Origin of the sequence: Caldimonas thermodepolymerans (assembly GCF_015476235.1) — a bacterium.
Classification (GTDB): domain Bacteria; phylum Pseudomonadota; class Gammaproteobacteria; order Burkholderiales; family Burkholderiaceae_C; genus Caldimonas; species Caldimonas thermodepolymerans.
The window spans coordinates 3,094,414-3,120,730 of the sequence record NZ_CP064338.1 but is presented as its reverse complement, the minus strand read 5'-3'; the positions used below and the strand labels follow the sequence as shown (position 1 = coordinate 3,120,730).

The following is a 26,317-nucleotide window of genomic DNA, read 5'->3' as shown; positions in this document are numbered from 1 at the left end:
CGCCCCTTCGTCCGTCGGGTAGGGTGGGGCTTGCCGGCCTGCGTTCCGGGTGGCGCTGGCGCCCCCGGGATCGCCCGGAATCCGGGGGGAGCCCTGTGGTGTAATCCCGCCCATGCAGTCGTCGCGTTTCCGTCATGTTGCGTTGATCGGCAAGTACCAGGCCCAGGGGATCGAGCCGGTGCTGGAGGACATTGCCCAGTTCATCCTGCGGCAGGGCGCCGAGGTGACGCTGGAGCACGACACCGCGCTCAACACCGGGCTGGCCACGCGCTATCCGACGCTGGACGTGGACGGCATCGGTGCGGCCTGCGACCTCGCGGTGGTGGTCGGCGGCGACGGCACCATGCTGCACATCGCGCGCGAGCTGGCCCGCTACAACGTGCCGCTGATCGGCATCAACCAGGGCCGGCTCGGCTTCATCACCGACATCCCGGTCCACGAGGTGCACGCCTCGCTCGGGCCGATGCTGCACGGCGACTTCGAGGAAGAGCACCGCACCATGCTGGAAGGGCAGGTGGTGCGCGACGGCGAGGTGATCTACGACGGCTTCGCGATGAACGACGTCGTGGTCAGCCGCGGCGCCACCGCCAGCATGGTCGAGCTGCGGGTGGACGTGGACCGCCAGTTCATGGCCAACCTGCGCGCCGACGGCCTGATCATCGCCTCGCCGACCGGCTCCACCGCCTACGCGCTGTCGTCGGGCGGCCCCATCCTGCACCCGGCGATCAAGGGCTGGGTGCTGACCCCGATCGCGCCGCACACCCTGTCGCACCGGCCCATCGTGCTGCCGGATGCCAGCGAGGTGACGGTGGAGATCGTCGCGGGCCGGGATGCGAGTGCCAACTTCGACATGCAAAGCCTGGCGAGCCTGCTGCACGGCGACCGCATCCGCGTGCAGCGCTCCGCCCACCAGGTGCGCTTCCTGCACCCGCGTGGCTGGAGCTACTACGCCACTTTGCGCCGCAAACTTCACTGGAACGAAGGGGTGGGAGCCTGATGCTGCGCCGCATCGCGTTGCGGGATTTCGTCATCGTCAGCGAGCTCGACGTCGAGTTCGAGGCGGGTTTCTCGGTGCTGACCGGCGAGACGGGGGCCGGCAAGTCCATCCTGATCGACGCGCTGCAGCTTGCGCTGGGCAGCCGCGGCGACGCCGGCGTCGTGCGCGAGGGCGCGCAGCGCACCGAGATCACCGCCGTGTTCGACACCCCGCCGGCCCTGCACCCTTGGCTGGACGAGGCCGGCTTCGAGATTGCCGACGAACTGCTGCTGCGCCGCACGATCGACGCGCAGGGCAAGAGCCGCGCGTGGATCAACGGCAGCCCCGCCACCGTGGCCCAGCTGCGCGCCGCGGGCGAGGCGCTGGTCGACATCCACGGCCAGCACGCGTGGCAGAGCCTGACGCGCGCCGACGCCGTGCGCGGCCTGCTCGACGCCTATGCCGGCACCGACCTGAAGCCGCTGGCGGCCGCCTGGCAGGCCTGGCGCGAGGCGCAGCAGCTGCTGGACGACGCCCGCACCCGCCAGGCCGACCTGGAGCGCGAGCGCGAGCGCCTGGCCTGGCAGATCGGCGAGGTCGACAAGCTCGCGCCGGGCGCCGACGAGTGGGACGAGCTCAACGCCGAGCACCGGCGCCTGGCCCACGCCCAGTCGCTGATCGACGCGGTGCAGGCCGCGCTGGACGCGGTCTCCGAGGCCGACCAGAGCGCCGACGCGCTGACCGGGCGTGCGGTCGAGCAGCTGCAGGACGTGGCCGGGTACGACGCGTCGCTCGCCTCGGTGATCGAGGTGCTGCAGTCCGCGCAGGCGCAGCTGCAGGACGCCTCGCACAGCCTGCACGGCTACCTGCGCCACGTCGAGCTGGATCCCGAGCGCCTGCAGGAACTCGACGAGCGCCTGTCCACCTGGATGAGCCTGGCGCGTCGCTACCGCCGCCCGCCGGAGGAGCTGCCCGCGCTGCTGGAAGGCTGGAAGGACGAGCTGCGCCGCCTCGACGCCGCCACCGACCTGGAGGCGCTGGAGCGCGCCGCGGCCGAGGCGCGCCAGCGCTACGACGAGGCCGCCAGGAAGGTCTCGCAGGCACGCCGGCAGGCCGCGCCGAAGCTGGCCGCCACCGTCACGCAGGCGATGCAGTCGCTCGGCATGGCCGGCGGCCGCTTCGAGGTCGCGCTGGTGAAGCTTGACGCGCCGCAGTCGTTCGGGCTGGAGGCGGTGGAGTTCCTCGTCGCCGGCCATGAAGGCAGCACGCCGCGGCCGCTGGCCAAGGTGGCCTCGGGCGGCGAGCTGTCGCGCATCGCGCTGGCCATCGCGGTGACCACCAGCCGCCTCGGCGAGGCCGGCACGCTGATCTTCGACGAGGTCGATTCCGGCGTGGGCGGCGCGGTGGCCGAGACGGTCGGACGGCTGATGAAGCAGCTGGGCGTGGACCGCCAGGTGCTCGCCGTGACCCACCTGCCGCAGGTCGCGGCCTGCGCGGACCACCACTACGTGGTCAGCAAGGCCACGCGCGCGGGCGTGACGACCAGCGAGGTGCGGCCGGTCGCGGGCGAGCAGCGCGTCGCCGAGATCGCGCGCATGCTGGGCGGGCAGCAGCTGTCGGGCACCAGCTTCGCGCACGCGCAGGAAATGCTGGAGACCGCCGCCGCACCGGTCGCGGCAGCCCCCACCCCGTCACGAGGACGCAGACGCCCATGAGCCAGGCACGCGACGACGCTGCCGCCACGCCGCGCGAGGTGGTGCTGATCACCGGCATCTCCGGCTCGGGCAAGTCGGTGGCGCTGCATGCGCTCGAGGACGCGGGCTACTTCTGCGTCGACAACCTGCCGCCGGAGCTGATCGAGAGCTTCCTGTCGCTGGAACAGTCGCGCTTCACGCCGCGCGTGGCGATCGCCGCCGACGTGCGCAGCGCGCGCTCGCTGCCGCTGCTGCTGCCGACCATGGCCAAGCTGCGCGGCATGGGCCTGACGGTGCGCGAGGTGTTCCTGGACGCCTCCACCGACACGCTGGTGCGGCGCTTCTCCGAGACGCGCCGGCGCCATCCGCTGTCCGACGGCCGCCATGACTCGGACCTGGCCGCCGCGCACCGCGCGCTGATCGAGGCCATCGAGCTGGAGCGCGAGCTGCTCGCCGAGCTGCGCCAGGCGTCGTCGGTGATCGACACCAGCCAGCTGCGCCCGGCGCAGCTGCGCAGCTGGATCCGCAACCTGGTGCAGGCGCCCGCGGCCCAGCTGACGCTGGTGTTCGAGTCGTTCGCCTTCAAGCACGGCGTGCCGCTGGATGCGGACTACGTGTTCGACGTGCGCGTGCTGCCCAACCCGTACTACATCCGTGAACTGAGGCCCCTGACCGGCCGCGATGCCGACGTGATCGCCTACCTCGAGGCGCAGCCCGAGGTGCCGGAGATGGTGGCCCAGATCGAAGCCTTCCTGCGCCGCTGGCTGCCGGCCTTCGAGCAGGACCAACGCAACTACCTCACCGTGGCCATCGGTTGCACCGGGGGGCAGCACCGCTCGGTGTACTGCGCCGAGCAGCTGGCCAGACGCTTCCAGGGCCGTGGCACCACCCTGGTCCGCCACCGGGAACTGGACGCGCGCGACGCCGCTGCATGAACACTGCTTCCACCACTTCCCCGATCCCGTTGCCGCTGTTTCCGCTGCAGTCGGTGCTGTTTCCCGACGGCCTGCTGGGGCTGAAGGTGTTCGAGGCGCGCTACCTCGACCTGATGGTCAGCTGCCTGCGCGAGGGCCGGCCGTTCGGCGTGGTCGCGCTGCGCCGCGGCCAGGAGGTGCGCCGTCCGGGCGAGCCGGTCGAGTTCGAGGCGATCGGCTGCGAGGCGCAGCTGCTCGAGGCCGACAGCACCGAGCCGGGCATCCTCCACGTGCGCTGCCGCGGCGGCCGGCGCTTCGAGGTGGTCGACAGCCGCCAGGAACCCAACGGCCTGTGGGTCGCGGACGTGCGCTACCTCGACCCCGACGCGCAGACCTTGCCCACCGAGGAGCTGCTCGGCTCCGCGACCGGGCTGGCCAACGCGATCCGCGTCCTCAAGGAGCGCAACCAGGTGCCGTTCCTCGAGCCCTACCGCTTCGACGACGCCGGCTGGATCGCCAACCGCTGGTGCGAGATCCTGCCCATCCCGCTGGCCGCGCGCCAGAAGCTGATGGAGCTGCCCGACCCGCTGGTGCGGCTCAAGCTCGTCGACCAGTTCCTGCGCCAGAAGGGCATCCTGCAGGACTGAGCCCGCGCGGCGCGACTCAGCGCTGCGCGAGCAGCTTGCGCAGCGGCGCGGGCAGCCCGTAGGCGCCCAGGTCCTCGTAGCGGACCCAGCGACCGCCTTCCCAGCGCGGCGCGTCCTCCAGCTGCAGCTTCACCGGGTGCAGCACCCAGTCGAAGTGGGTCAGTGCATGCTCGATGGGCGGCTGCGCCACCGGCACGGCGCCCAGCGGCGCGGCCGCCTCGCGCAGCGCCTCCAGGCTGGGGTACTCCGGCAGGCTGTACAGCCCGGCCCACACACCCGTGTCCGGGCGCTGCATGAGCCAGACGGCATCCTCGTGTTCGGCCCACAGCCACCAGTTCTCGCGCCGGCTGCGCTTGAGCTTGCGTGTCTTGACCGGGTAGTCCTGCGGCCGGCCCGCGGCGCTGGCCGCGCACAGGGCCTGCACCGGGCACAGCAGGCAGTGCGGCGAGCGCGCCAGGCACACGGTCGCGCCCAGGTCCATCAGCCCCTGCGTGTAGGGGCCCATGTCGCGTTCGGGCAGCAGCGCCTCGGCCAGCGCCCACAGCTCGCGCTCGTGCTTCGCCTGCGCGAGGTCGTGGCCGTAGCCCAGCACGCGCGTGAGCACGCGCTTGACGTTGCCGTCGAGGATCGCGGCGCGCTCGCCGAAGCAGAACGCGGCGATCGCGGCGGCGGTCGAGCGGCCGATGCCGGGCAGGCGCTCCAGTTCGGCGGCGCTGGCGGGAAAGCGTCCGCCATGCTCGTCGCGCACCACCTGCGCGCAGCGGTGCAGGTTGCGCGCGCGGCTGTAGTAGCCCAGGCCGCTCCAGGCGGACAGCACCTCGTCCAGCGGCGCGTCGGCCAGCGCGACCACGTCGGGAAAGCGCGCGAGGAAGCGCTCGTAGTAGCCCAGCACCGTGGTGACCTGGGTCTGCTGCAGCATGATTTCCGACAGCCACACGCGGTACGGGTCGCGCGTGCGCTGCCAGGGCAGCTGGTGGCGCCCGTGCTCGCGCTGCCAGGCGATCACGCGGGCGGCGAACCCGGCGGGCAGGCGAGCGGCATCGACCGGAGACGGGGTCGGCATGGGCGGCGGTCGACCCTCAGCCCTGCGCGGAAGCCGGTGCGTTGAGCGGCAGCTCGATGGTGACCGATTCGATGCCGCCCATCGGCAGCGGCCCGGTCGCGGCGATCTCGATGCCTTCGATGAGCGTCGCCAGGCGCGCCTGCAGGTGGCGCAGGCGTTCCTCCTGGGCGCTCACTTCCTGGATGCGCGCCTCGAGCTCGTTGCTGGCGGCCTGGATGCGCTCCAGCGATTCGCGGCGGCGCTTGAAGTTGCGCCGGCGCTCGCGCAGCTGCGAGTCGATCTGCGACGAGGCGGTCTTGTTCCACAGTTCCAGCTCGCCGCTCGCGCCCTCGAACACGACGCGCAGCTTGGACACCAGCATGCGCCGGAACTGCTCCATGAAGCGGTGCTGCGACAGCCGCAGCGCGTGCGACAGCCCCAGGTACTGGATGTAGTTGCGCTCGATCATGTCCAGGTCGGCGATGAACTGGGACAGGTCGGGCGCCGCCGGCACCGACAGGCCGAAGCCGAACTCCGCGTTCAGCTTGGTGAACGAAGCCCCCAGCATGTCGTGGATCTCGTGGCCCTGGGTCTGTGCCTTGCGCAGCTGCTCGCGCAGCACGGCGCACATGTCCGAGAAGGCACGCTTGACGCCGAAGTTCAGCACCGAGCTGCGCAGCTTCTCCTGCAGCATGTCGGTCTGCTCGCGCACCACGTCGTTGCTGATGGTCGTCAGCGCGTCCTTGAGCATGCGCGTGTGCACCGAGCGCATGGCCTGCACGCGGGCGATGCACTGCTCGAACTCGGCGCTTTCGGCCTCGACGCGCTTGAGCATCATGCCGACCATGTTGCTGTTCTTGCCGCGCAGGCCGCGCAGCTCGAGCAGCTGTTCGGCCAGCTGGCGGCGCCGGTCGTTCAGGCGCCGGCCGATCTGCGCGGTGATCTGGCTGGTGCCGTCGAGCACCACGCGTTCGAGCACCTCGCGGCGCTGCGGCAGCAGCTGGTGGCCCAGCGCGTCTTCCAGCGCGAGGATGCGGCTGGCGCGCAGGACGTCGGCGTCGCCGCTGACCCGCCCGGCCAGCGCCTGCTTGGCCGAGATCGGGAACACGCGGTTCTCGGGGATGCCCAGCGTCTGCGCCGTCAGCGCGCGCTGGCGGGCGATGTGGATCTCCACCTCGGCGCTGGGGCTGAGCGGGTCGCTCAGCGAGTCGATCTTGTTCAGCGCGACGTAGCGCGCCAGCGGCTGGCCGCACAGGTGCTCGCGCCAGATCGTCAGGTCCGACTTGGTCACGCCGGTGTCGGCCGCGAGGATGAAGACCGTCGCGTGCGCCGAGGGCAGCAGGCTCACCGTCAGCTCCGGCTCGGCGCCGATCGCGTTCAGGCCGGGCGTGTCGAGCACCACCAGCCCGCGCTTGAGCAGCGGGTGCGGGTAGTTGATGATGGCGTGGCGCCACGCCGGCACCTCGACCATCCCGGCCGCGTCGACCGGCGGGTTGTCCTCCGGCCGGTCGTCGTCCCAGAAGCCCAGTTCGCGCGCCGCTTCCTTGGGCACCTTGCGCGTCTGCATCACCTGCAGCAGCTCCTCGGCCAGCAGGTCGGGGCGCTTGATGTTCAGCTCGACCTGCTTCCACGCGCTCGGGTGCCCGCGCAGCTCGGCCAGCGAGGCGCTGCCCAGTCGGGTGTCGATGTCCAGCAGCTTCAGCGACGGCGGCTCGTCCGGGTCGTAGCTCAGCTCGACCGGGCACATGGTCGTGCGACCGGGGGTGGCCGGCAGGATGCGCCGGCCCGTGTCGGCGAAGAAGATCGCGTTGATCAGCTCCGACTTGCCGCGGGAGAACTCGGCGACGAAGGCGACGACCAGCTTCTCGCCCGCCAGGCGCTGGGTCAGCGAATCCAGCAGTGCGGAGGTCGGCGGATCCAGCAGGTCGTGGTCGAACAGGAAGCGCGACAGCTCGCCCAGCCGCGATTCCAGATCGGCACGCCATGCGCCGAGCGCATCGAGCTTGTTCGCAAAGGACGGCACCATGGAAAGGGGCAGCAGGCTAAGGGGGAACAGCAAATAGTAGCCGAGGGCGCATGGTAGCCCAAGGCTGCGGGGCGCAGGGGCGGGCCGCCCCCGGGGCGCGGACAGGCGGTGCACCCGGTGGCGCGAACGGAATCCGTGTTACGTGCAGTCACATCCGCCGCGGCTCAGCGGCGCTGGCACTGAGGACAGAAGAAGGTCGACCGCTGGCCCTGCTGGATGCGGCGCACCGGGGTCCCGCAGCGCCGGCAGGGCAGGCCCTCGCGGTCGTAGACCTGGGTCTCGAGCTGGAAGTAGCCGCTTTGCCCCTCGGCGTTGCGGAAGTCGCGCAGGGTCGAGCCCCCGACCTCCAGCGCGCGGCGCAGGGTGGTCCGGATCGATGCCGCCAGGCGCTCGCAGCGCGCCAGGCCGATCCGCCCGGCGGCGGTGCGCGGATCGATGCCCGCGCCGAACAGCGCCTCGGACGCGTAGATGTTGCCCACGCCGACGACGATGTCGCCGGCCAGCAGCGCCTGCTTGATCGACACGCGCCGCCCGCGCAGCCGCTGGTGTAGGTAGGCGCCGTCGAAGGCCGGGTCGAACGGCTCGATGCCCAGCGTGCCGAGCAGCTTGACCGCGGGCGGCGCGTCCAGCGCCGGGGCCCACACCACGGCGCCGAAGCGGCGCGGGTCGTGCAGGCGCAGCAGGCCGCGGTCGGTGGCCAGGTCGAAATGGTCGTGCGGGCCGGGTGGCGGGGCCAGCGGCGCGAAGCGCAGCGACCCGGACATCCCCAGGTGCAGCAGCAAGCCGCCCTCGTCGAGCGCCATCCACAGGTACTTGCCGCGCCGGCTGACCGTGCCGACGGCCTGGCCCACCAGGCGCTCGGGCGCGCAGCCGAGCGGCCAGCGCAACGGCTTGCCCAGGCGCACCGCCTCGATGCGGGCGCCCTGGATGCGGTCGGCAAAGCTCAGCCGCGTGACTTCGACTTCCGGTAACTCGGGCATGAGGGGAATTATCGGGGGCTCCGTAGAATCAGACACGGTCGTCCCCGCGCCGCGCGGATGCCCGCACCATCACAGGGAGTGCCTTCCATGCCGTCTGCCGTGTCCTCGTTCCGCCTGCTGATGTTGGCCGCCAGCCTCGCGGGCGGCAGCTGGGCGGTGGCTGCCGAGGCGCCGGCGGCGTCCGGCGCCCCCGTGCGCGCGCCGGTGGAGTCGTCCGGCCTGGATGCGCCGCTGTTCTACCAGCTGCTGGTCGGCGAGATGGAGCTGCGTGCCGGCAATGCGGCTGCGGCCTACGAGATCCTGCTGGACGGTGCACGCAAGACCGGCGACGAGCGGCTGTTCCGCCGTGCCGTCGAGATCGCCTTGCAGGCGCGCGCCGGCGACCAGGCGCTGGCCGCCGCCCAGGCCTGGCGCACCGCGGTGCCCGGCTCGGTCGAGGCGCACCGGTTCGCGGCGCAGCTGCTGGTCGGGCTCAACCGCGTCGCCGAGGCGCTGGACCCGCTGCGCGCGTTGCTGGCCAACACGCCGGCGGCCGAACGGCCGGAGACCATCGCGACGCTGCCGCGCTTCTTCGTGCGGCCGGCCGACCGCAAGACCATGGCCGGGGTGCTGGAGCAGGCGCTGCAGCCCTACGCCACCATGCCCGAGACGCGCCTGGCCACGCTGCTGGCCAACGCGCGCATGCGCCTGCAGGCGGAGGAACCTGACCGGGCGCTGGCGCTCGCGCAGGAGGCCGCGAAGCTCGACCCGAGCGCCGAAGGCGTGGCGCTGCTCGCGCTGGAGCTGATGCCGCAGCGGGTGCAGGCCGAGTCCATCGTGCGCGACTTCCTGCAGGCCAAGCCCGCGTCGGCGGCGATCCGGCTGTCCTACGTGCGCACGCTGGTCAACCAGCAGCGCTACCCCGAGGCGGCCGTGCAGCTCGAAACCGCCACGCAGGTCGACCCGGCGCTGGCGCCGGCGTGGCTGAGCCTGGGCGCGCTGCGCCTGGAGCTGAAGCAGCCGCGCGAGGCCGAGCAGGCGCTGCGGCGCTACCTGGAGCTGGCCGAAGGGCGCAGCGAATCCACCCAGCCGACCAGCACGCCGACCGAGGACGGCAGCATCGAGGTCGTGACCGCCTCGCCCGCCGAGGGGGTCACGCAGGCCTACCTGCTGCTGGCGCAGGCCGCCGAGGCCCAGGGGCAGTACGAGCAGGCCGACCAGTGGCTGTCGCGCATCGACGAGGCCGACCGCGCGCTGAGCGTGCAGCTGCGGCGCGCGATGCTGCTGGCCAGGCAGGGTCGCACGGGCGAGGCGCGCGAGCTGCTGCGCAAGGTGCCCGAGCGCTCGCCGCAGGATGCGCGCGCCAAGGTGCTGGCCGAATCGCAGCTGCTGCGCGAGCTCAAGGACTGGGGCGAGGCCTACCAGGTGCTGGCGGCCGGCGCGACCCGCTTTCCCGACGACGTGGACCTGCTGTACGAGCAGGCGATGATGGCCGAGAAGCTGCGCCGGGTCGAAGAGATGGAGCGGCTGCTGCGCCGGGTCATCGAGCTCAAGCCCGACCACTACCACGCCTACAACGCGCTCGGCTACACGCTGGCCGACCGCAACGTCCGGCTCGAGGAGGCGCGCCAGCTGGTGCAGAAGGCGCTCGAGTTCGCGCCCAACGAGCCGTTCATCATCGACAGCATGGGCTGGGTCGAGTACCGCATGGGGCGTCCCGAGGAGGCGCTCAAGCACCTGCAGCGCGCCTACCAGGCCCGTCCCGACGCCGAGATCGGCGCGCACCTCGGCGAGGTGCTGTGGTCGCTGGGCCGCCACGACGAGGCGCGCCGGGTCTGGCGCGACGCGCGCGAACGCGACGGCAGCAACGAGGTGCTCATCGAGACGCTGGCGCGCCTGAAGGTGCAGCTGTGATGCGCACGGTCCGCCTGCCCCGGCTGCTGCTGCTTGCGCTGGCCGTGCTGCTGGCCGGCTGCGCCAGCCTGCGCTCGCCGGTCGAAGGGTTGGCGATGGCGGCATCCGGGCGGTTGGCGATCCGCATCGAGGCCGCGCGCCCCGGCGAATCGCCACGCGCCTCGACCGCCTTCTTCGAGCTGCTGGGCGAGGCCGCCCGCGGCGAGCTGCGCCTGTCCAACACCCTCGGCACCACGGTGGCCGTGGCCTGGTGGCAGCCTGGCGAGGCCTGGCTGCGCGCCGAAGGCCGCACGCAGCGCTACGCGGACCTGGACGAGCTGACGCGCGAGATGGTCGGCGAGCCGCTGCCGGTCGTGGCCCTGTTCCACTGGCTGCGCGGCGAGCCCTGGCCCGGGGCAGCCAGCGAGCCGCTGGACGGCGGTGCCCCGGGCTTCCGGCAGCTGGGCTGGAGCGTGCAGCTGGAGCAGGCCGCCGACGGCCTGATCACCGCGGTGCGCCAGGTGCCGCCGGTGGTGACCGTGCGCGCGCGCCTGGACCGCAGCTGACACCTCCTTCGTTGCCGTGATGAAAGCCCTGTACGACGTGCCGGCGCCGGCCAAGCTGAACCTGTTCCTGCACATCACCGGCCGCCGCGCCGACGGCTACCACCTGCTGCAGTCCGTCTTCGTGCCGATCGACTGGTGCGACACGCTGCATTTCGAGCGGCGCGGCGACGGCCGCATCGTGCGGCACGACCTGGGCGAGCCGCTGCCCGAGGACGACCTGTGCCTGCGCGCCGCGCGCGCGCTGCAGGCCGCCAGCGGCACGCGCCTGGGGGCCGACATCTCGATCCTGAAGGAAGTACCGTCCGGGGCCGGGATGGGCGGCGGCAGCTCGGATGCGGCCACCGTGCTGATCGCGCTGAACCGCCTGTGGGGACTGGGCCTGAACCGCGCGCAGCTGATGCGCATCGGCGTGACGCTGGGCGCGGACGTGCCGTTCTTCCTCGGCACGGGGCCTGCGTGGGTCGAAGGCATCGGCGAGCAGCTGACGCCGCTGGCGCTGCCCGCGGCCGACTACATGGTGGTCAAGCCGCCGGCGCACCTGCCCACGCGTGAAATTTTTTCGAGCCCCCTCTTGGTTCGCGACACAAAACCTGCTATGATCTCGGTCTTTCTCGCAGAGACCGCCAAATGCGAGGCCCGGCAGGGCGGTGCGGCAGGATTGTTCGGTCGCAACGACATGCAGGATGCGGCACAGGCGCTGTGCAGCGGCGTGGGTCAGGCGGTGGAGCTGCTGGAAGCACGGTTCGGCCATGGCCGGATGACGGGCTCGGGCAGCGCGGTGTTTGCGAGAATCGGTGCCTTGGAGGCGTCCGATGGCGAGCAGCTCCTGGAGTTGCCGGCCGGGTGGCGTGCAAGAAGGTGCCGCAGCCTGGAGTCCCATCCCCTGCGGGACTGGACGCCGGACTGAAAAGCGACGTTTTCTGGGCTCGCGCAGCGGCCGCAAGGCGGTGGCGAGGGCCTGTGTAGGGGAGTCGCCAAGTTGGTTAAGGCATCGGATTTTGATTCCGACATTCGAGGGTTCGAGTCCTTCCTCCCCTGCCAAACCAATCCAGGAAGCTCTGGGTCGTAGCATCGGCCCAGAGCTTCCGTAGTTTTTGAGCCATACCGGGCGAAGTTGGTGCTCTGCTTGCAGGGTGACATCACGCGAGACGGTCACGACGCAGTCCTGTAGGCCTCGACGGAGAGGAAGATGCTGTCCGACACCTTGCTGTTCACCGGCAACGCCAATCCCTCGCTTGCCCAGGAAATCGCCACCCATCTCGGCCTGACGCTGGGACGTGCGGCGGTGGGCCGCTTCTCGGATGGCGAGGTCTCGGTCGAGATCCAGCAGAACGTGCGCGGCCGCGACGTGTTCGTGGTGCAGCCCACCTGCGCGCCGACCAACGAGCACGTGATGGAGCTGTGCATCATGGTCGATGCGCTCAAGCGTGCCTCGGCGCGCCGCATCACGGCCGTGATCCCGTACTTCGGCTATGCCCGCCAGGACCGCCGCCCGCGCTCGACCCGCGTGCCGATCAGTGCGAAGGTGGTGGCCAACATGCTGGAGGTCGTCGGCGTCAACCGCGTGCTGACGATGGACCTGCACGCCGACCAGATCCAGGGCTTCTTCGACATCCCGGTCGACAACATCTACGCCTCGCCGGTCCTGCTGGCCGACCTGAAGTCGCGCAGCTACAAGGACCTGGTGGTGGTCTCGCCCGACGTCGGCGGCGTGGTGCGCGCCCGTGCGCTGGCCAAGCAGCTGGGCTGCGACCTGGCCATCATCGACAAGCGCCGTCCCAAGGCCAACGTCTCGGAAGTGATGCACGTCATCGGCGAGATCGAGGGCCGCAACTGCGTGATCATGGACGACATGATCGACACCGCCGGCACGCTGGTGAAGGCGGCCGAGGTGCTCAAGGAGCGCAACGCCAAGTCGGTCTACGCCTACTGCACCCACCCGGTGTTCTCCGGCCCCGCGCTGGAGCGCATCCAGAATTCCGCCCTCGACGAGGTGGTGATCACCAACACCATCCCGCTGGCCGAGGCCGCCAAGTCGATCGGCAAGATCCGCCAGCTGTCGGTGGCTTTCCTGTTCGCCGAAACCATCCGGCGGATCTCCGACGGCGAGTCGGTGACTTCCCTGTTCTCGGAGCAGAACAACAACTTCTGAGCCGGGAACGCCACGGGCGGCCGCACGTGGGCCGCCCGGCCACAGGGCCGTGGTGACACGGCCGTTCTTGCGTCTGGTCGCGGACGCGTATTGACTGGAGAAACGAATGAAATTCGTCGCATTTGAGCGCCAAGTGCAGGGGACCGGAGCGAGCCGCCGCCTGCGCAAGGCCGGCAAGGTCCCGGGCATCGTCTACGGTGCGGGCGAGCCGAAGATGATCGAGCTCGACCACAACGCGCTGTTCCACGCGCTGAAGAAGGAAGCCTTCCATTCGTCCATCCTCGAGATGGAACTGAACGGCAAGGTCGAGCAGGTGCTGCTGCGTGACTACCAGATGCACGCCTACAAGCCGCTGGTGCTGCACGTGGACTTCCAGCGCGTCGACCCGACGACCAAGATCGTCAAGAAGGTGCCGCTGCACTTCGTGAACGAGGAAGAATCGCCGGCCGTCAAGACCGACAAGTGCACGATCTCCCACGTCGCCACCGAGCTGGAGATCCAGTGCCTGGCGCAACAGCTGCCCGAGTTCATCGAGGTGGACCTGAGCGGCCTGAACAAGGGCCAGTCGCTGCACGTCAACGACATCAAGCTGCCCAAGGGCGTGAAGGTCATGACCCACGGCAAGCCGAACCCGGCCATCGCCACCGCGGTGCCGCCGGTCGAGGAAGTGATCGTCGATCCGACCGCCGCCGCCCCCGCTGCCGAGCCCGCCAAGGGCAAGGGCAAGGGCAAGAAGTGATCGGCTCCTGCCTCGAAACTTTCGGACGAAAGCCCCGCACTGCGGGGCTTTTTTCATGCGTCTTCGTGTAGCCTTGCGTCGGCCCGGCCGCGCATGACCCCATGCCCGGCCGCAGGCCACGGGCACGACGATGAGCAAACCACCGCTGTTCCGGCGCGCGCAGCTGCCGGCCTTCCTCGCCTTCCTGCTGCTGGCCGTCAACCTGCGGCCGGCGATCACCGCGGTCGGGCCGCTGGTGGGCAGCATCCAGGAAACCACCGGCCTGTCCGGCACGGCGCTCGGGATGCTGACCAGCCTGCCGCTGCTGGCCTTCGCGGCGTTCTCCCCGCTGGCGGGCTTCGCGCGCCGGCTGGGGCTGGAACGTACCGCGGCCTGCGCGATGCTGATGCTGCTGGCCGGCGTGCTGCTGCGCTCGGCCGGCCCGACGGCGGCGCTGTATGCCGGCACGCTGGTGCTTGCGGCGGGCATCGCGGTCGGCAACGTGCTCGCGCCCAGCTTCATCAAGCGCGACTACGCCGCGCACGTGGGCACGTTGACCACGCTCTACGCGATGGTGCTGGCGCTGAGTGCCGCCGCCGGCACGGGGCTGGCGGTGCCGCTGGAGCGCGTGCTGCCGGGCGGCTGGCGCGGCGCGCTGGCGGCCTGGGCGCTGCCGGCTGCCGCCGCGGCGATCCTGTGGGCGCGCGCCTTCCTGCGCCCGCGCGCGCCCGAGCCACCGGCCGACCCGGTCGCGGCAAACACCTCGGTGTGGCGTTCGCCGCTGGCCTGGTGCGTCACCGCCTTCATGGGGCTGCAGTCGATCTGCTTCTACGTCCCGGTGGGATGGTTCCCGCGCGTGATCCAGGACGCCGGCTACGACCCGGCCGTGGCCGGCCTGATGATCACCGCCTTCCAGCTCGTCTCGCTGGTGGCCAGCGCGACCATGCCGCGCCTGCTCGCGGCGCGCCCCGACCAGCGTGCGCTCGCGGTGTTCGCCTCGCTCGTGATCCTCACGGGCGTGCTGGGCCTGATGCTGCATCCCGCGTGGGCGCTGCTGTGGGTGTCGCTGGCGGGGCTGGGTTCCGGGCTGTCGTTCCCGCTGGCGCTGGCGTTCATCGGCCTGCGCACCACCGACCACCGGCAGGCCGCGTCGCTGTCGCTGATGTCGCAGTCGATCGGCTACCTGCTCGCGGCGGCGGGCCCGCTGTTGTTCGGGCTGGCGCACGACCTGTCCGGCGGCTGGACCGCGCCGCTCGCGGGGCTGGCCGCGAGCACCGTGGTGCTGGCGGTCGTGGGCTACCGCGCCGGGCAGGCCCGCACCATTTCCGGTGCGGGTGGGTGAGAGGGCGCGGCCCGCACCTGTTTTCAATCGCTTGCAAGCTCGTGGCCGGCGTTGCCTGCGCGTCAGGCGGCGCCGCCCCGGTCGTCCCCCGATAATCGCGACCCATGATCCGTCTGTTTGTGGGCCTGGGCAATCCCGGGCCGGAATACGAAGCGACCCGCCACAACGCCGGCTTCTGGTGGGTGGACGCGGTGGCCCGCAAGCTCGGCGCTACGCTGCACGCCGAGCGCACCTACCACGGCCTGCTGGCGCGCGTGAACCGCCCGTGCCCGGACGTGCCCGGGCCGGTGTGGCTGCTGCAGCCGCAGACCTACATGAACCGCTCCGGCCTGTCGGTGGCGGCGCTGGCGCGCTTCTTCAAGATCGCGCCGCAGGAGATCCTGGTCGCGCACGACGAACTCGACCTGCCGCCCGGGCAGATGAAGATCAAGCTGGGCGGCGGCCATGCGGGCCACAACGGCCTCAAGGACATCCAGGCCCAGCTGGGCAGTGCCGACTTCTGGCGCCTGCGCCTGGGCATCGGGCATCCGGGCGTGAAGTCCGAGGTGGCCGACTACGTGCTGCGCAAGCCCGCGCCCGAGCACCGCGAGGCGCTCGAGCAGTGCATCGACCGCTCGATGCAGGCGCTGGATGCGATGCTGCACGGCGACATGGAGGCGGCGCAGCGCCTGATCCATGCCAAGCCCCCGCGGCCCAAGCCGCCGCGTCCGCAGGAGCCCGCCGCCTCATGAGGGCCCGCGCGCTGCTCGTCGCCGCATCGCTGTGCGTTGCGGCCGGCGCTGCCGGCGCGCCGCCGCAGGCGGTCTACCGCTGCGGCAACGTCTACGCGCAGCAGCCCTGCGGGCCCGGCGCACAGGCGCTGGATGTCCGGGACGAGCGTTCCGATGCGCAGCATGCCGAGGCATGGCAGGCGCAGCAGCGCCACCAGGCCGCGGCGCAGCAGCTGGAACGCGAGCGGCGCCGCATCGAGGCCGAGCCCGTCGCCGCCGGCGGCATCCACGGCGTGCCGCCACGCGCGCAGCCGGATGCGCAGGACGACCAGCCTCCTCGGAAGCCGCGTCGCAAGAAGCGGTTCAAGTCGCAGCGCCAGGCGCAGGCGGCCGCAGTCCCGACGGCGGGGCTGCAGGGACGTTGAGCGGGTACGGGCGTCCTGGCCCTCAGGAAGTGCCGCCTTGCGCGGCCTGCTGCAGGGCGTGGTACTTCGCCCAGAGCTGTTCCCTGGTTTCCCGGTGCGCCGGATTGACCGGGATGCACTCGACCGGGCACACCTGCACGCATTGCGGCTCGTCGAAGTGGCCCACGCATTCGGTGCAGCGCGTCGGGTCGATCACGTAGATCTCCGGGCCCATCGAGATGGCCTGGTTCGGGCATTCGGGCTCGCAGACGTCGCAATTGATGCACTCGTCCGTGATCATCAGGGCCATGGCGTGGGTCCTCAGCTGCCTTGCTTGACGCGATCCTGCAGTCGCTTGAGCACCGAGGGTGCCACGAACTTGGAGACATCACCGCCAAGCATGGCAATTTCGCGCACGAAGGTGCCCGAGACGAACTGGTACTGGTCCGAGGGCGTCAGGAACACCGTCTCGACGTCGGGCATGAGCTGGCGGTTCATGCCGGCCATCTGGAACTCGTATTCGAAGTCGCTGACCGCGCGCAGGCCGCGCACCACCACCTTGGCGCCCTGGCCGACGACAAAGTCGCGCAGCAGGCCGCGGAAGGCCATCACCTCGACGTTGGCGTAGGGCCGGGCGACCTCGCGGGCGATGTCCAGCCGCTCGTCCAGCGTGAACATCGTGCGCTTGTGGTGGCCGGCGGCCACGGCGACGATGAGGCGGTCGAACAGCGTGCTGGCGCGCCGCATCAGGTCTTCATGGCCCAGCGTCATGGGGTCGAACGTGCCGGGGTAGATCGCCACGCGGGCCTGGGGGGCAGAGGTCATCGAAGGGTCTCCATTGCAGGCAGGGGGCAGTTTATCGGCCCGCGACCGGGCGCAGCAGGTGGAAGTGCACCGTGCCGGCGCGGCCGCTGCGGTGCACCTGCAGGCCCAGCGCCTCCAGCAGCGCGGCCTCGGGCGGGGCGTCGGCTTCCAGGTAGACGTAGCCGTCGGGGACGACGAGGCGCGCCGCTTCGCGCAGCGCGGCCTCGAACAGGCCGGCGGCAAACGGGGGATCGAGCAGCACCAGGTCGAAGCGGGCCTCGGGGACGCGCCGCATCCACGCGAGCGCGTCGCCGCGCACGACCTGCACCGCATCGGCACGCAGGCGCTGCTTCAGGGCATGCAGCTGCGCGACGAGCATCGCATCCTGCTCGAGCAGCACCACCTCCGTCGCGCCGCGCGAGGCCGCCTCGAAACCCAGCGCCCCGGTGCCGGCGAACGCATCCAGGCAGCGCCAGCCGGCGAGGTCCTGGCCGAGCCAGTTGAACAGCGTCTCGCGCACCCGGTCGAGCGTGGGCCGCAGTCCCGGCTTGTCCGCGACGGGCAGCTTGGTGCGCTTCCACTGCCCGCCAATGATGCGCACTTCACGCGGCGGGGAGGAACGAGGGGATCGGGTGGCCATGCTCGGGACGTGCAGGGCGTCGATTGTAGGCAGGCGCGGCAGGGGCAGCCCGGTTTCTTAGAATCGACGGCACGACTCAAGGCACCCATGTTCAGTTTCTTCAAGAAAAAATCCCCCCCGCCGGCCTCCGCGCCTGCCCCTGCACCTGCCCCTGTCGAAGCGCCGGCCGCCCCCGCGCCCCAGGCGCCGGTCGAGCCCGCGGCGCCGGCTCCCGCGGTAGCGGCGGCGCCGGCCGAGCCCGCGCCCGAGCGCCGCTCGTGGCTGGACAAGCTCAAGCAGGGCCTGCGCCGCACCGGCTCGAGCATCACCCAGGTGTTCGTCGGCGCGCGCATCGACGACGCGCTGTACGAGGAGCTCGAGGCCGCGCTGCTGATGGCCGACGCCGGCGTGAAGGCGACCGAGCACCTGCTTGCCGACCTCAAGCGCCGGGTCAAGGAAAGCAAGGCCACCGACGCGGCGGCCGTCAAGGCGCTGCTGGTCGATGCAGTGACCGACCTGCTCAAGCCGCTCGAGAAGCCGCTGGTCGTGGGCCGGTACACGCCGACCGTGATGATGGTCGTGGGCGTCAACGGCGCGGGCAAGACCACCAGCATCGGCAAGCTCACGCGCCACCTGGCCGAATCGAACCAGAAGGTGCTGCTGGCTGCGGCCGACACCTTCCGTGCCGCGGCGCGCGAGCAGCTCGCGGTGTGGGCCGACCGCAACCAGGTCGAGATCGTCAGCCAGGAAGGCGGCGACCCGGCCGCGGTGACCTATGACGCGGTGACGGCCGGCCGTGCGCGCGGCTGCGACGTCGTGATCGCCGACACCGCCGGGCGGCTGCCGACGCAGCTGCACCTGATGGAGGAGCTGAAGAAGATCCGCCGCGTGATCGCCAAGGCCGACGAGACCGCACCGCACGAGGTGCTGCTGGTGGTCGACGGCAACACCGGCCAGAACGCGCTGGCCCAGGTCAAGGCCTTCGACGACGCGCTGCAGCTGACCGGCCTGATCGTCACCAAGCTGGACGGCACCGCCAAGGGCGGCGTGCTCGCGGCGATCGCGCGCGAGCGCCCGGTGCCGGTGTACTTCATCGGCGTGGGCGAGAAGCTCGAGGACCTGCAGACCTTCAACGCGCGCGAGTTCGCGCAGGCGCTGCTGGACTGACGGCCCGGCAGGCCGCTGCGCGGGGCAGCAGGCCGTCGCGTGCGCGGGCGGGTCAATGCGGCCGGCTGGTCGGGGCCGGGCCGAGCGGCATCGGGCCCGAATCGAGGTCGTCGAACCAGGTCGACGGCGGCGGCTCCTCGCGCCGCTCGCGCACGCCGTTGATGATCGGGAAGTTCGAATCGACGCGCGAGGCTCCGTTGGCGGCCTCGGGACGGGTGTCGTCCAGCCCGGTGTCCTGCGCGTCCTCGGCCATGTGCTCCAGCAGCGCCAGCCGCGCCGCGGTGGCCGACGGGATCTGGTTCTCGCGCCAGACATGCAGGGGCAGTCCCGCGGCCTGCAGCACGCGGTCCATGCGCGCCTGGCGCCTGAGCGTGCGTTCCTTCTCCTGGCCTTCGGGCGCGCGCACCTCGACGACCGCGATCACCTGGGACGCGTTGTCGCAGACGACGAAGTCGGCACACAGCTGGCCGACGCGGCGCACCCACTCGCTGTACGAATGCCGGGTCGGCACCTTGAGGAAACGCGCCAGCGGCACCTGGGCGAAGATGACATGGTCGGGCAGGGCCCGGCGCAGCACCATGTAGGCCTGCCGTTCGGTCGAGGTGAGGATGCGGGTGGGCTCCGGGGTCCACGCCATCAGCGTGTCCAGGTGTTCGAGGCTGCGCTTGCCGGGGTGCGCGTTCGGGGTCGCGGCGCTGCGGCGCAGCCACCACCAGCACAGGGCCACGACGAGCACGGCCAGTGCGAGCAGGATGAATACGGGTTCCATTGCAGACGAGTGTTCCGACTTGAGCGGGACCTTAGCGGCCCCTCCCGGTCGGGTCAACTCGTGAACCTGCAGGCGAGGACGGCGAAGTGCCCATTCCTGCACAGGACGCCGGGCGCGGCTAACAAACCGTTACCGCCCGAGGCCAGGCAGGCCCTTCAGGCCGCCCATGCGCTTCATCATCTTCATCAGGCCGCCGCCCTTCATCTTCTTCATCATCGCCTGCATCTGCTCGAACTGGTTGAGCAGGCGGTTGACCTCCTGCACCTGCACGCCGGCGCCGGCGGCGATGCGGCGCTTGCGGCTGGCCTTGATCAGCTCGGGCTTGCGGCGCTCCAGCGGCGTCATCGAGTTGATGATGCCTTCCATGCGGCGGATGTCGCGCTCGGCGCGGTCCATGTCGGCCTGCCCCGCCTTGGCGGCCACCTGGGTCGGCAGCTTGTCGAGCAGGCCGGCCAGGCCGCCCATCTTCTTCATCTGCGAGATCTGCGCGAGGAAGTCGTTGAGGTCGAAGCCCTCGCCGGACTTGACCTTCTGTGCGAGCTTCTCGGCCGCCTTCAGGTCCACGCCCTTCTGGACTTCCTCGACCAGCGCGACGATGTCGCCCATGCCGAGCACGCGGCCGGCGTGGCGTTCGGCGTCGAACACCTCCAGGCCGTCGATCTTCTCGGAGACGCCGGCGAACTTGATCGGCGCACCGGTGATGGCGCGCACCGACAGCGCCGCGCCGCCGCGCGCATCGCCGTCGAGCTTGGTCAGCACCACGCCGGTCAGCGGCAGGGCGTCCTTGAAGGCCTTGGCCGTGTTGACCGCGTCCTGGCCCTGCATCGCGTCGACCACGAACAGGGTCTCGACCGGCTTGAGCGCGGCGTGCAGATCGCGGATCTCGGCCATCATCGCCTCGTCGATCGCCAGCCGGCCGGCGGTGTCGACCAGCAGCACGTCGAAGTAGTGGCGCCGTGCGTGGTCGAGCGCGGCCAGCGCGATGTCGACCGGCTTGTCGTTCGGGCTGGACGGGAACCATTCGGCGCCGGCCTGCTTCGTGACCGTCTTCAGCTGCTCGATGGCGGCCGGCCGGTACACGTCGGCCGAGACCGTCAGCACCTTCTTCTTGCGCTTCTCGATCAGGTGCTTGGCGAGCTTGGCGGTGGTCGTGGTCTTGCCCGCGCCCTGCAGGCCGGCCATCAGGATCACCGCCGGCGGCTGGGTCGCCAGGTTGAGGTCGGACACGCCTTCGCCCATCGTCGCGGCGAGCTCGCGGTGCACCACGCCGACCAGCGCCTGGCCGGGCGACAGCGAGCCCACCACTTCCTGGCCGAGCGCCTTCTCCTTGACCCGGGCGATGAAGTCGCGCACCACGGGCAGGGCGACGTCGGCTTCGAGCAGCGCCATGCGCACCTCGCGCAGCATGTCCTGCACGTTGCTCTCGGTGATGCGGGCCTGGCCGCGCATCTGCTTGACCAGCCGCGACAGGCGATCGGAAAGGGTAGAGGCCATGGGGTGGAGCCTGTGGATCGGGGAGGGCCGGCCCGCCAGAACGGCGGGCCGCGAAAGTACACTGTATGAATGATTCTAGCTTCCGGGCCCTGGGCCGCCTTGCAACTCCAGTCCGCCATGACCGTGGCCGCCAGCCTGGCGGCGCTGGTCGGCTACGGCGTCGCGCTGCTGCAGAGCGAGCACACCGCCCGGCTGCTGCGCTGGACGCTGATCGGCGGCTGGGTCGCGCACGGGCTGGCGCTGGTGCTGGACGGTGCCGGCATCGGCGCGCCGCAGCCGGGCGCGCGCTTCGGCTTCGCGCCGGCGCTGTCGACGACGCTGTGGCTGGTGCTGGCGGTCTACGCGATCGAGAGCCGCTTCGTGCCGCTGCCCGGCGTGCACCGCGCGCTCGCGGTGCTGGGGCTGACCGCGGTGGTCGCGACACTGTTCTTTCCCGGCGAGATGCGGCCGAACGTCGATGGCGCCTGGATGCCGCTGCACTGGGTGCTGGGCATTGCCTCGTACGGCCTGTTCGGTGCGGCGGTGCTGCACGCGGCGCTGCTGAGCCGCGCCGAGCGGCAGATGCGCGAGCGACGCGGCGCGCCCGAAGCGCCGGTGGGCATGCCGGTGCTGCGCCTGGAAAAGCTCACCTTCCGCTTCGTCGCGGCCGGGTTTGCCGTGCTGTCGGCGGCGCTGCTGCTCGGGATCGCGTACGCCGATCCCTGGCGCTGGAACCACAAGACGATCTTCTCGGTGCTGGCCTGGGCCGTGTTCGCGGCGCTGCTGGCCGGCCGCCGCGCCTTCGGCTGGCGCGGGCGCCGGGCCACCCGCTGGGTCTACGCCGGGGCGGCGCTGCTGCTGCTGGCCTACGTGGGCTCGCGGTTCGTGATGGAAGTGTTGCTGGGCCGCACGGTCGCGTGAGGCGGGCGGGGATGCGATGGTGAAGTACCTGGTCTTGCTGCTGGTGGTGGTGCTGGTGCTGTGGTGGGCCGGCCGGCCGCGCGTGGCGCGCAGTGCCGGCAACACATCGCGCGGGGGTGCGTCGGCCGCCGGCCGTCAGGTGCGCCCGATGGTCGCCTGCGCGCACTGCGGCGTGCACCTGCCGCAGGACGAGGCCTTGAGCGGGCCGGGCGGACACTACTGCTGCGAGGCGCACCGCGCCGCCCACCGCTGATCCTGCTCCATGGCACGTCGCCCTTCCCCCGCAGGCGCCGAGGCGGCCCATCCGAGCGAGGAGTCCTGGTTCGCCGCGCTGGGCGTCAGCCAGGACACGCAGATCGACGACGAGGCCGCCGGCGGGCGCGGGAGGTCGCGTCCGTCGGGCTGGCGCGCCGCCGAGTCGCAGGACTCGCGCTTCCTGACCCGGCAGGCCCGCCGCCTGCTCGGCGCGACGACCCAGCCGTCGTTCCAGCGCATCTACCGGGCCTTCCTGGGCGCGCGGGTGGCCGTGGGCCTGCTGCTGCTCGGCGCCCAGGCCGCCTCCCACCTGATCGGCGCAGGCTCGCCCGGCCCCTCCTGGGTGCTGGCGGCGAGCGCGGCCTATGCACTGGCCACGCTGGTGGCATGGTGGCTGGGCCGCCACGCCGCCGAGGGCCGGCAGGGCCGCCCGGTGCACCGGCTGCGGCGCGGGCAATGGCTGTCCACCGTCGGGCTGGACGTGGCCGCGTTCGGGCTGCTGCACCTGTTCGGCTCGACCGGCAACATCAACTACCTGCCGCTGCTGGTGCTGCCGGTGCTGATGGCCGGCGTGCTGACCTCGCGCGGCGCGGCGCTGTCGGTGGCCGCGGCCATCACCCTGCTGCTGCTGGGCGATGCCTGGTGGCGTGCCGCGGACGGCAACTTCTCGATGCTGTACATGCAGGCCGGGCTGGTCGGCAGCGGCTTCTTCGTGATCGCGCTGCTGGCCGGCGAGCTGGCCAGCCGCCTGGCGCGCGAGGAGCTGGCTGCGCGCGGCAGCATGGAGCTGGCGCGCCAGCAGGCCCAGCTCAACCGGCTGGTGATCGAGGAGATGCAGGACGGCGTGCTGGTGGTCGACCGGCGCGGGCGCGTGCGGGTCGCCAACCCGGCCGCGCGCCGGCTGCTGGCCGAAGAAGGCCTGGTGCCCGCGCCGCCGTTCCAGCTCCACGGCGATCCGGCCTGGCAGCCGCTGGCGGCGGTGGTGATGCAGTCGTTCAAGAGCGGCAGCTCGCCGGAGACCGGGCTGGAAGTGCACCTGCCGTTCCCGTCCGGCCACAGCCGCGGGCTGCGGGTGCGCCTGCGCTTCACGAAGCGACGCCAGCCGCAGGCCTCGGAGGAGCTGTGCGTGCTCTTCCTCGAGGACCTGCGCGACGTGCAGGCGCGCACCCGCCAGGAGAAGCTCGCCGCGATGGGGCGCATCTCGGCCGGCATCGCGCACGAGATCCGCAACCCCCTGTCGGCGATCGCTCAGGCCAACGCGCTGCTGGCCGAGGACCTCACCACGCCGGCGCAGCGCCAGCTGTCGCAGATGGTGGCCGACAACGTCGAGCGCCTCAAGCGCATCGTCGACGACGTGATGGAGGTGGCGCCCGGCGGGCCGCCGGTGCAGGTGCAGCCCGTCGACGTTACGGCGCTGGTGGCCAGCACCTGCAGCGAATGGGCCCGCACGGCACGCCTGCCGCTGGACGAGCGCAGCGCCCTGCGGGTCGACCTGCCGCTGGCGCCGGTCGGCGCGGCCTTCGACCCCGACCACCTGCGGCGGGTGCTGATCAACCTGCTTGACAACGGCTACCGGCACGCCTCCAAGCGGCCGGGCAGCGTCGAGGTGCGGCTGGTGGCCGAGCCGGAGGTGCTGACGCTGAGCGTCTGCAGCGACGGCCCCCCCATTCCTCCCGACGTGGAGCGTTACTTATTCGAGCCTTTCTTCTCGACGCGCAGTCGGGGCACGGGGTTGGGCCTGTATATTTGCAAGGAGTTGTGCGAGCGCTACGGCGCGACGATCGACTACCGGCTGCGCAGCGCGCAGTACACGGCGCGCAACGAGTTCTACTTGGTCATGCGGGTCGTGCCGCTCGGTCCCCAAGACGTACCTTCCGCCAGTCTCAACCTGACGCGATGACATCTGCCTCTCACTACAGCCTGCTGGTGGTCGACGACGAACCTGACCTGCGCACCCTGTACGAGCTGACGCTGCTGCGCGAGGGCTATGACGTCGAGGCGGCCGCCACGGTCGAGGATGCCTGGGCCCGCCTGAAGGACCGCACCTACAGCGCCGTCATCACCGACATGCGGCTGCCCGACGGCACGGGGCTGGACCTGCTGCGCCGGCTCGAGGAGGCCGGCCGCCGCGAGAAGACCATCATGATCACCGCCTTCGGTTCGCCCGAGAACGCGGTCGAGGCGCTGAAGGCGGGGGCCTATGACTACCTCACCAAGCCGGTGGACCTGAAGCAGTTCCGCACCGTGGTCGCCTCGGCGCTTGGTCGGCCCAGCGCGGTGCCGGCCTCGGGGGCGGCGGCCAGCTCGGCGGTGCCGGCTGCGCCGCACACGCGCGGCAGCGTGCGCGTGACCGCCCCGGCGGTGCTGGTGACCGGCGCGTCCGGCGCGATGGAGCGCATGGCCGGCATGTCGCCGGCGATGCAGCAGGTGCGCAGCCTGATCGAGAAGGTCGCGCGCAGCATGGCGCCGGTGCTGGTGCAGGGCGAATCGGGCACCGGCAAGGAGCTGGTCGCGCGCTCGATCCACGAAGTCAGCGCGCGCCGTGGCCAGCCGTTCATCGCGGTCAACTGCGGCGCCATCCCCGAGCAGCTGCTGGAGGCCGAGTTCTTCGGCTACCGCAAGGGGGCCTTCACCGGCGCCAACGAGGACCGCGAAGGCTTCTTCCAGGCCGCGCGCGGCGGCACGCTGTTCCTCGACGAGATCGGCGACCTGCCGCTGTCGATGCAGTCCAAGCTGCTGCGCGTGATCCAGGAGCGGGCGGTGCGCCCGGTCGGCGCGGTCGCCGAGACGCCGATCGACGTGCGCATCGTCAGCGCCACCCACAAGGACCTTGCCGCCGAGGTGCAGGCCGGCCGTTTCCGCCAGGACCTGTACTACCGCCTCAACGTGATCCAGATCCGCGTGCCGGCGCTGCGCGAGCGGCTGGAGGACCTGCCGCTGATCTGCGAGCGCGTGCTCGAGCGCATCGCGCAGGACGCCGAGGTCTGGCCGCCGCCGCGCCTGACGCCGGCCGCGCTGGCGCACCTGGCGCGCTATCCCTTCCCCGGCAACATCCGCGAGCTGGAGAACCTGCTGCACCGTGCGGTGGCCCTGTCCGGAGGCGAGTGGATCGACCAGCCCGACCTCGAGCTGCCCGACGCGGTGCTCAACGAAACGGCGCTGCAGGAGGCCGACGCGCCCCTCGTGACCGGCGGTGTAGAGCTGCCGGCCGCGCGCGGGGCGGGCGCCGTGCCGCCGGCCTCGCAGGCCCCCTTGCCCAGCGACCTGGCGGCCTACCTCGACGAGGTCGAGCGCGACATCCTGATCCGCGCGCTCGAGCGGCACCGCTACAACCGCACCGCTGCCGGCGCGAGCCTCGGGCTGTCGCTGCGCCAGATGCGCTACCGCATGGCGCGCCTGGGCGTGATGGTGGCCGAGCACGGCGTGGCGGTCGAATCCGACGACCACTGAATGACCATCACCGCGGGCAGCCCGGACGGCTGGCGTGACGGCTGGTACGCTGCGGCGCGCCACATCGCCTCGCCCAACTTCGGCCCGCGTCCGCCGGGCACGCGCATCGACCTGGTGGTGGTGCACTCGATCAGCCTGCCGCCCGGCGTCTACGGCGGTCCGCACATCGAGCAGCTGTTCACCAACACGCTGGACTGGGACGCGCACCCGTACTTCCAGCAGATCCGTGGCCTGGAGGTCTCGGCGCACTTCGTGATCCGCCGCGACGGCGAGCTGCTGCAGTTCGTCTCCTGCGACGACCGCGCCTGGCATGCGGGGCGCTCGTGCTTTGGCGGCCGCGAGAACTGCAACGACTACTCGATCGGCATCGAGCTCGAGGGCCTGGAGGGCGGGCGCTTCGAGCCGGCGCAGTACCAGGTGCTCGCGCGCCTGCTGCATGCGCTGAAGCGGCGCTACCCGATCGAGCACGTCGCAGGCCACGAGCATGTCGCGCCGGGCCGCAAGCAGGACCCCGGTCCAGGGTTCGACTGGGCGCTGATCGCGCGCATGACACAGTGGCCCGATCGGTATTTTCCCGGGGCGTGAGCGCCTCTTCGTGAGGCGAGTTGCGCGAGGCGCGCGCAAACGCGGCACGGGGGGCGGCGTGAGAACTCCAGCAGCGAAGCGGCCTGGGCGGGCAAATCGCCGCGCCAGCCCAACGCTGATGCGGGATGTGCCTGCCACTGCCAGCACTGATGCGTGCAGACGGCGCATCGCACTCTCCTGGTGCCGGCCTCGCATGCAAAAAAACGGGCTCGCGTCAATCCTTCTTCGGGT

Annotated in this window: 26 protein-coding genes and 1 tRNA gene; 19 read left to right on the top strand and 8 right to left on the bottom strand. The window is 71.5% G+C overall.

The window, feature by feature from the left end:
• Positions 1–112: 112 nt before the first annotated feature.
• From IS481_RS14695 to IS481_RS14680, 4 genes are read left to right on the top strand one after another with little or no spacing between them, the layout of a single operon-like run.
• Entirely contained in the window at positions 113–997 is an 885-nt protein-coding gene (locus IS481_RS14695; RefSeq protein ID WP_104357807.1) for an NAD kinase, read from the top strand.
• Entirely contained in the window at positions 997–2,691 is a 1,695-nt protein-coding gene (gene recN, locus IS481_RS14690; RefSeq protein ID WP_194963305.1) for a DNA repair protein RecN, read from the top strand. Before IS481_RS14695 ends, recN begins: the two co-directional genes overlap by 1 nt.
• Entirely contained in the window at positions 2,688–3,605 is a 918-nt protein-coding gene (rapZ, locus tag IS481_RS14685; RefSeq protein ID WP_104357808.1) for an RNase adapter RapZ, read from the top strand. Before recN ends, rapZ begins: the two co-directional genes overlap by 4 nt.
• Complete coding sequence (locus IS481_RS14680; protein ID WP_104357809.1) at positions 3,602–4,231, top strand: LON peptidase substrate-binding domain-containing protein; 630 nt, start codon at positions 3,602–3,604, stop codon at positions 4,229–4,231. Before rapZ ends, IS481_RS14680 begins: the two co-directional genes overlap by 4 nt.
• A 16-nt stretch (positions 4,232–4,247) precedes the next feature.
• On the opposite strand, the gene mutY is transcribed toward IS481_RS14680, so the two are convergent.
• From mutY to mutM, 3 genes are all read right to left on the bottom strand, one after another.
• Positions 4,248–5,294, bottom strand: a complete 1,047-nt coding sequence (gene mutY, locus IS481_RS14675) for an A/G-specific adenine glycosylase (RefSeq protein WP_104357810.1) — start codon at positions 5,292–5,294, stop codon at positions 4,248–4,250.
• Between the two features lie 16 nt (positions 5,295–5,310).
• Positions 5,311–7,299: a dynamin family protein gene (locus IS481_RS14670; protein WP_104357811.1), complete on the bottom strand. Its 1,989-nt coding sequence runs from the start codon at positions 7,297–7,299 to the stop codon at positions 5,311–5,313.
• Between the two features lie 164 nt (positions 7,300–7,463).
• Entirely contained in the window at positions 7,464–8,279 is an 816-nt protein-coding gene (gene mutM / locus IS481_RS14665; protein ID WP_104357812.1) for a bifunctional DNA-formamidopyrimidine glycosylase/DNA-(apurinic or apyrimidinic site) lyase, read from the bottom strand.
• Positions 8,280–8,366: 87 nt separating this feature from the next.
• On the opposite strand from mutM, the gene IS481_RS14660 reads away from it, so the two are divergent.
• The 9 genes from IS481_RS14660 (at position 8,367) to IS481_RS14620 (ending at position 16,064) form a co-directional block, all read left to right on the top strand.
• The gene (locus IS481_RS14660) at positions 8,367–10,172 is read left to right on the top strand and encodes a tetratricopeptide repeat protein (protein WP_104357813.1); all 1,806 of its coding nucleotides are present in this window, start codon (positions 8,367–8,369) and stop codon (positions 10,170–10,172) included.
• A complete protein-coding gene (locus IS481_RS14655) occupies positions 10,172–10,717 on the top strand; it encodes a lipoprotein insertase outer membrane protein LolB (RefSeq protein WP_104357814.1) in 546 nt (181 codons plus the stop codon). The genes IS481_RS14660 and IS481_RS14655 overlap by 1 nt, the downstream gene beginning before the upstream one ends.
• 19 nt (positions 10,718–10,736) lie before the next feature.
• Positions 10,737–11,624 carry a 4-(cytidine 5'-diphospho)-2-C-methyl-D-erythritol kinase gene (ispE, locus tag IS481_RS14650; protein WP_104357815.1) on the top strand — a complete coding sequence of 296 codons (888 nt, stop codon included), beginning with the start codon at positions 10,737–10,739 and terminating at the stop codon, positions 11,622–11,624.
• 57 nt (positions 11,625–11,681) lie between these two features.
• A tRNA-Gln gene (locus IS481_RS14645) sits at positions 11,682–11,758 on the top strand.
• 148 nt (positions 11,759–11,906) lie between these two features.
• Positions 11,907–12,869 (top strand): ribose-phosphate pyrophosphokinase, encoded by a 963-nt coding sequence (locus tag IS481_RS14640; RefSeq protein ID WP_104357816.1) that lies wholly within the window; start codon positions 11,907–11,909, stop codon positions 12,867–12,869.
• A 106-nt stretch (positions 12,870–12,975) separates the two neighbouring features.
• Positions 12,976–13,608 (top strand): 50S ribosomal protein L25/general stress protein Ctc, encoded by a 633-nt coding sequence (locus IS481_RS14635; protein WP_104357817.1) that lies wholly within the window; start codon positions 12,976–12,978, stop codon positions 13,606–13,608.
• 130 nt (positions 13,609–13,738) lie between these two features.
• Complete coding sequence (locus tag IS481_RS14630; RefSeq protein WP_104357818.1) at positions 13,739–14,929, top strand: CynX/NimT family MFS transporter; 1,191 nt, start codon at positions 13,739–13,741, stop codon at positions 14,927–14,929.
• A 104-nt stretch (positions 14,930–15,033) separates the two neighbouring features.
• On the top strand, positions 15,034–15,660 hold the full coding sequence (gene pth, locus IS481_RS14625; RefSeq protein WP_104357819.1) for an aminoacyl-tRNA hydrolase: 627 nt from the start codon (positions 15,034–15,036) through the stop codon (positions 15,658–15,660).
• Positions 15,657–16,064, top strand: a complete 408-nt coding sequence (locus IS481_RS14620; protein WP_104357820.1) for a hypothetical protein — start codon at positions 15,657–15,659, stop codon at positions 16,062–16,064. Before pth ends, IS481_RS14620 begins: the two co-directional genes overlap by 4 nt.
• Before the next feature lie 22 nt (positions 16,065–16,086).
• Here the strand turns inward: IS481_RS14620 and IS481_RS14615 are convergent, their stop codons facing one another.
• The 3 genes from IS481_RS14615 to rsmD are packed head-to-tail and all read right to left on the bottom strand — an operon-like array spanning position 16,087 to position 17,487.
• Positions 16,087–16,353, bottom strand: coding sequence for a YfhL family 4Fe-4S dicluster ferredoxin (locus tag IS481_RS14615; protein WP_104357821.1), 267 nt, complete (start codon positions 16,351–16,353; stop codon positions 16,087–16,089).
• A gap of 11 nt (positions 16,354–16,364) precedes the next feature.
• A complete protein-coding gene (coaD, locus tag IS481_RS14610; protein ID WP_104357822.1) occupies positions 16,365–16,868 on the bottom strand; it encodes a pantetheine-phosphate adenylyltransferase in 504 nt (167 codons plus the stop codon).
• Between the two features lie 31 nt (positions 16,869–16,899).
• Complete coding sequence (gene rsmD, locus IS481_RS14605; protein WP_104357823.1) at positions 16,900–17,487, bottom strand: 16S rRNA (guanine(966)-N(2))-methyltransferase RsmD; 588 nt, start codon at positions 17,485–17,487, stop codon at positions 16,900–16,902.
• Between the two features lie 87 nt (positions 17,488–17,574).
• Between rsmD and ftsY the strand changes: the two genes are divergently transcribed.
• Complete coding sequence (ftsY, locus tag IS481_RS14600; protein ID WP_104357824.1) at positions 17,575–18,633, top strand: signal recognition particle-docking protein FtsY; 1,059 nt, start codon at positions 17,575–17,577, stop codon at positions 18,631–18,633.
• 52 nt (positions 18,634–18,685) lie between these two features.
• On the opposite strand, the gene IS481_RS14595 is transcribed toward ftsY, so the two are convergent.
• Together IS481_RS14595 and ffh are read right to left on the bottom strand one after the other, a co-directional pair.
• Positions 18,686–19,402: a DUF2726 domain-containing protein gene (locus IS481_RS14595; RefSeq protein WP_104357825.1), complete on the bottom strand. Its 717-nt coding sequence runs from the start codon at positions 19,400–19,402 to the stop codon at positions 18,686–18,688.
• 129 nt (positions 19,403–19,531) lie between these two features.
• On the bottom strand, positions 19,532–20,896 hold the full coding sequence (ffh, locus tag IS481_RS14590; protein ID WP_104357826.1) for a signal recognition particle protein: 1,365 nt from the start codon (positions 20,894–20,896) through the stop codon (positions 19,532–19,534).
• Between the two features lie 117 nt (positions 20,897–21,013).
• Between ffh and IS481_RS14585 the strand changes: the two genes are divergently transcribed.
• Genes IS481_RS14585 through ampD form a run of 5 tightly spaced genes read left to right on the top strand, consistent with a single transcriptional unit; the run spans position 21,014 to position 26,086 of the window.
• Positions 21,014–21,796: a cytochrome C assembly family protein gene (locus IS481_RS14585; RefSeq protein WP_232529312.1), complete on the top strand. Its 783-nt coding sequence runs from the start codon at positions 21,014–21,016 to the stop codon at positions 21,794–21,796.
• Positions 21,797–21,815: 19 nt separating this feature from the next.
• Positions 21,816–22,049, top strand: coding sequence for a PP0621 family protein (locus IS481_RS14580; protein ID WP_104357891.1), 234 nt, complete (start codon positions 21,816–21,818; stop codon positions 22,047–22,049).
• A 9-nt stretch (positions 22,050–22,058) separates the two neighbouring features.
• The gene (locus tag IS481_RS14575) at positions 22,059–23,951 is read left to right on the top strand and encodes a sensor histidine kinase (protein ID WP_104357828.1); all 1,893 of its coding nucleotides are present in this window, start codon (positions 22,059–22,061) and stop codon (positions 23,949–23,951) included.
• A complete protein-coding gene (locus IS481_RS14570; protein ID WP_104357829.1) occupies positions 23,948–25,501 on the top strand; it encodes a sigma-54-dependent transcriptional regulator in 1,554 nt (517 codons plus the stop codon). Before IS481_RS14575 ends, IS481_RS14570 begins: the two co-directional genes overlap by 4 nt.
• The gene (gene ampD, locus IS481_RS14565; RefSeq protein ID WP_104357830.1) at positions 25,502–26,086 is read left to right on the top strand and encodes a 1,6-anhydro-N-acetylmuramyl-L-alanine amidase AmpD; all 585 of its coding nucleotides are present in this window, start codon (positions 25,502–25,504) and stop codon (positions 26,084–26,086) included.
• The last annotated feature ends 231 nt before the right edge of the window (positions 26,087–26,317 follow it).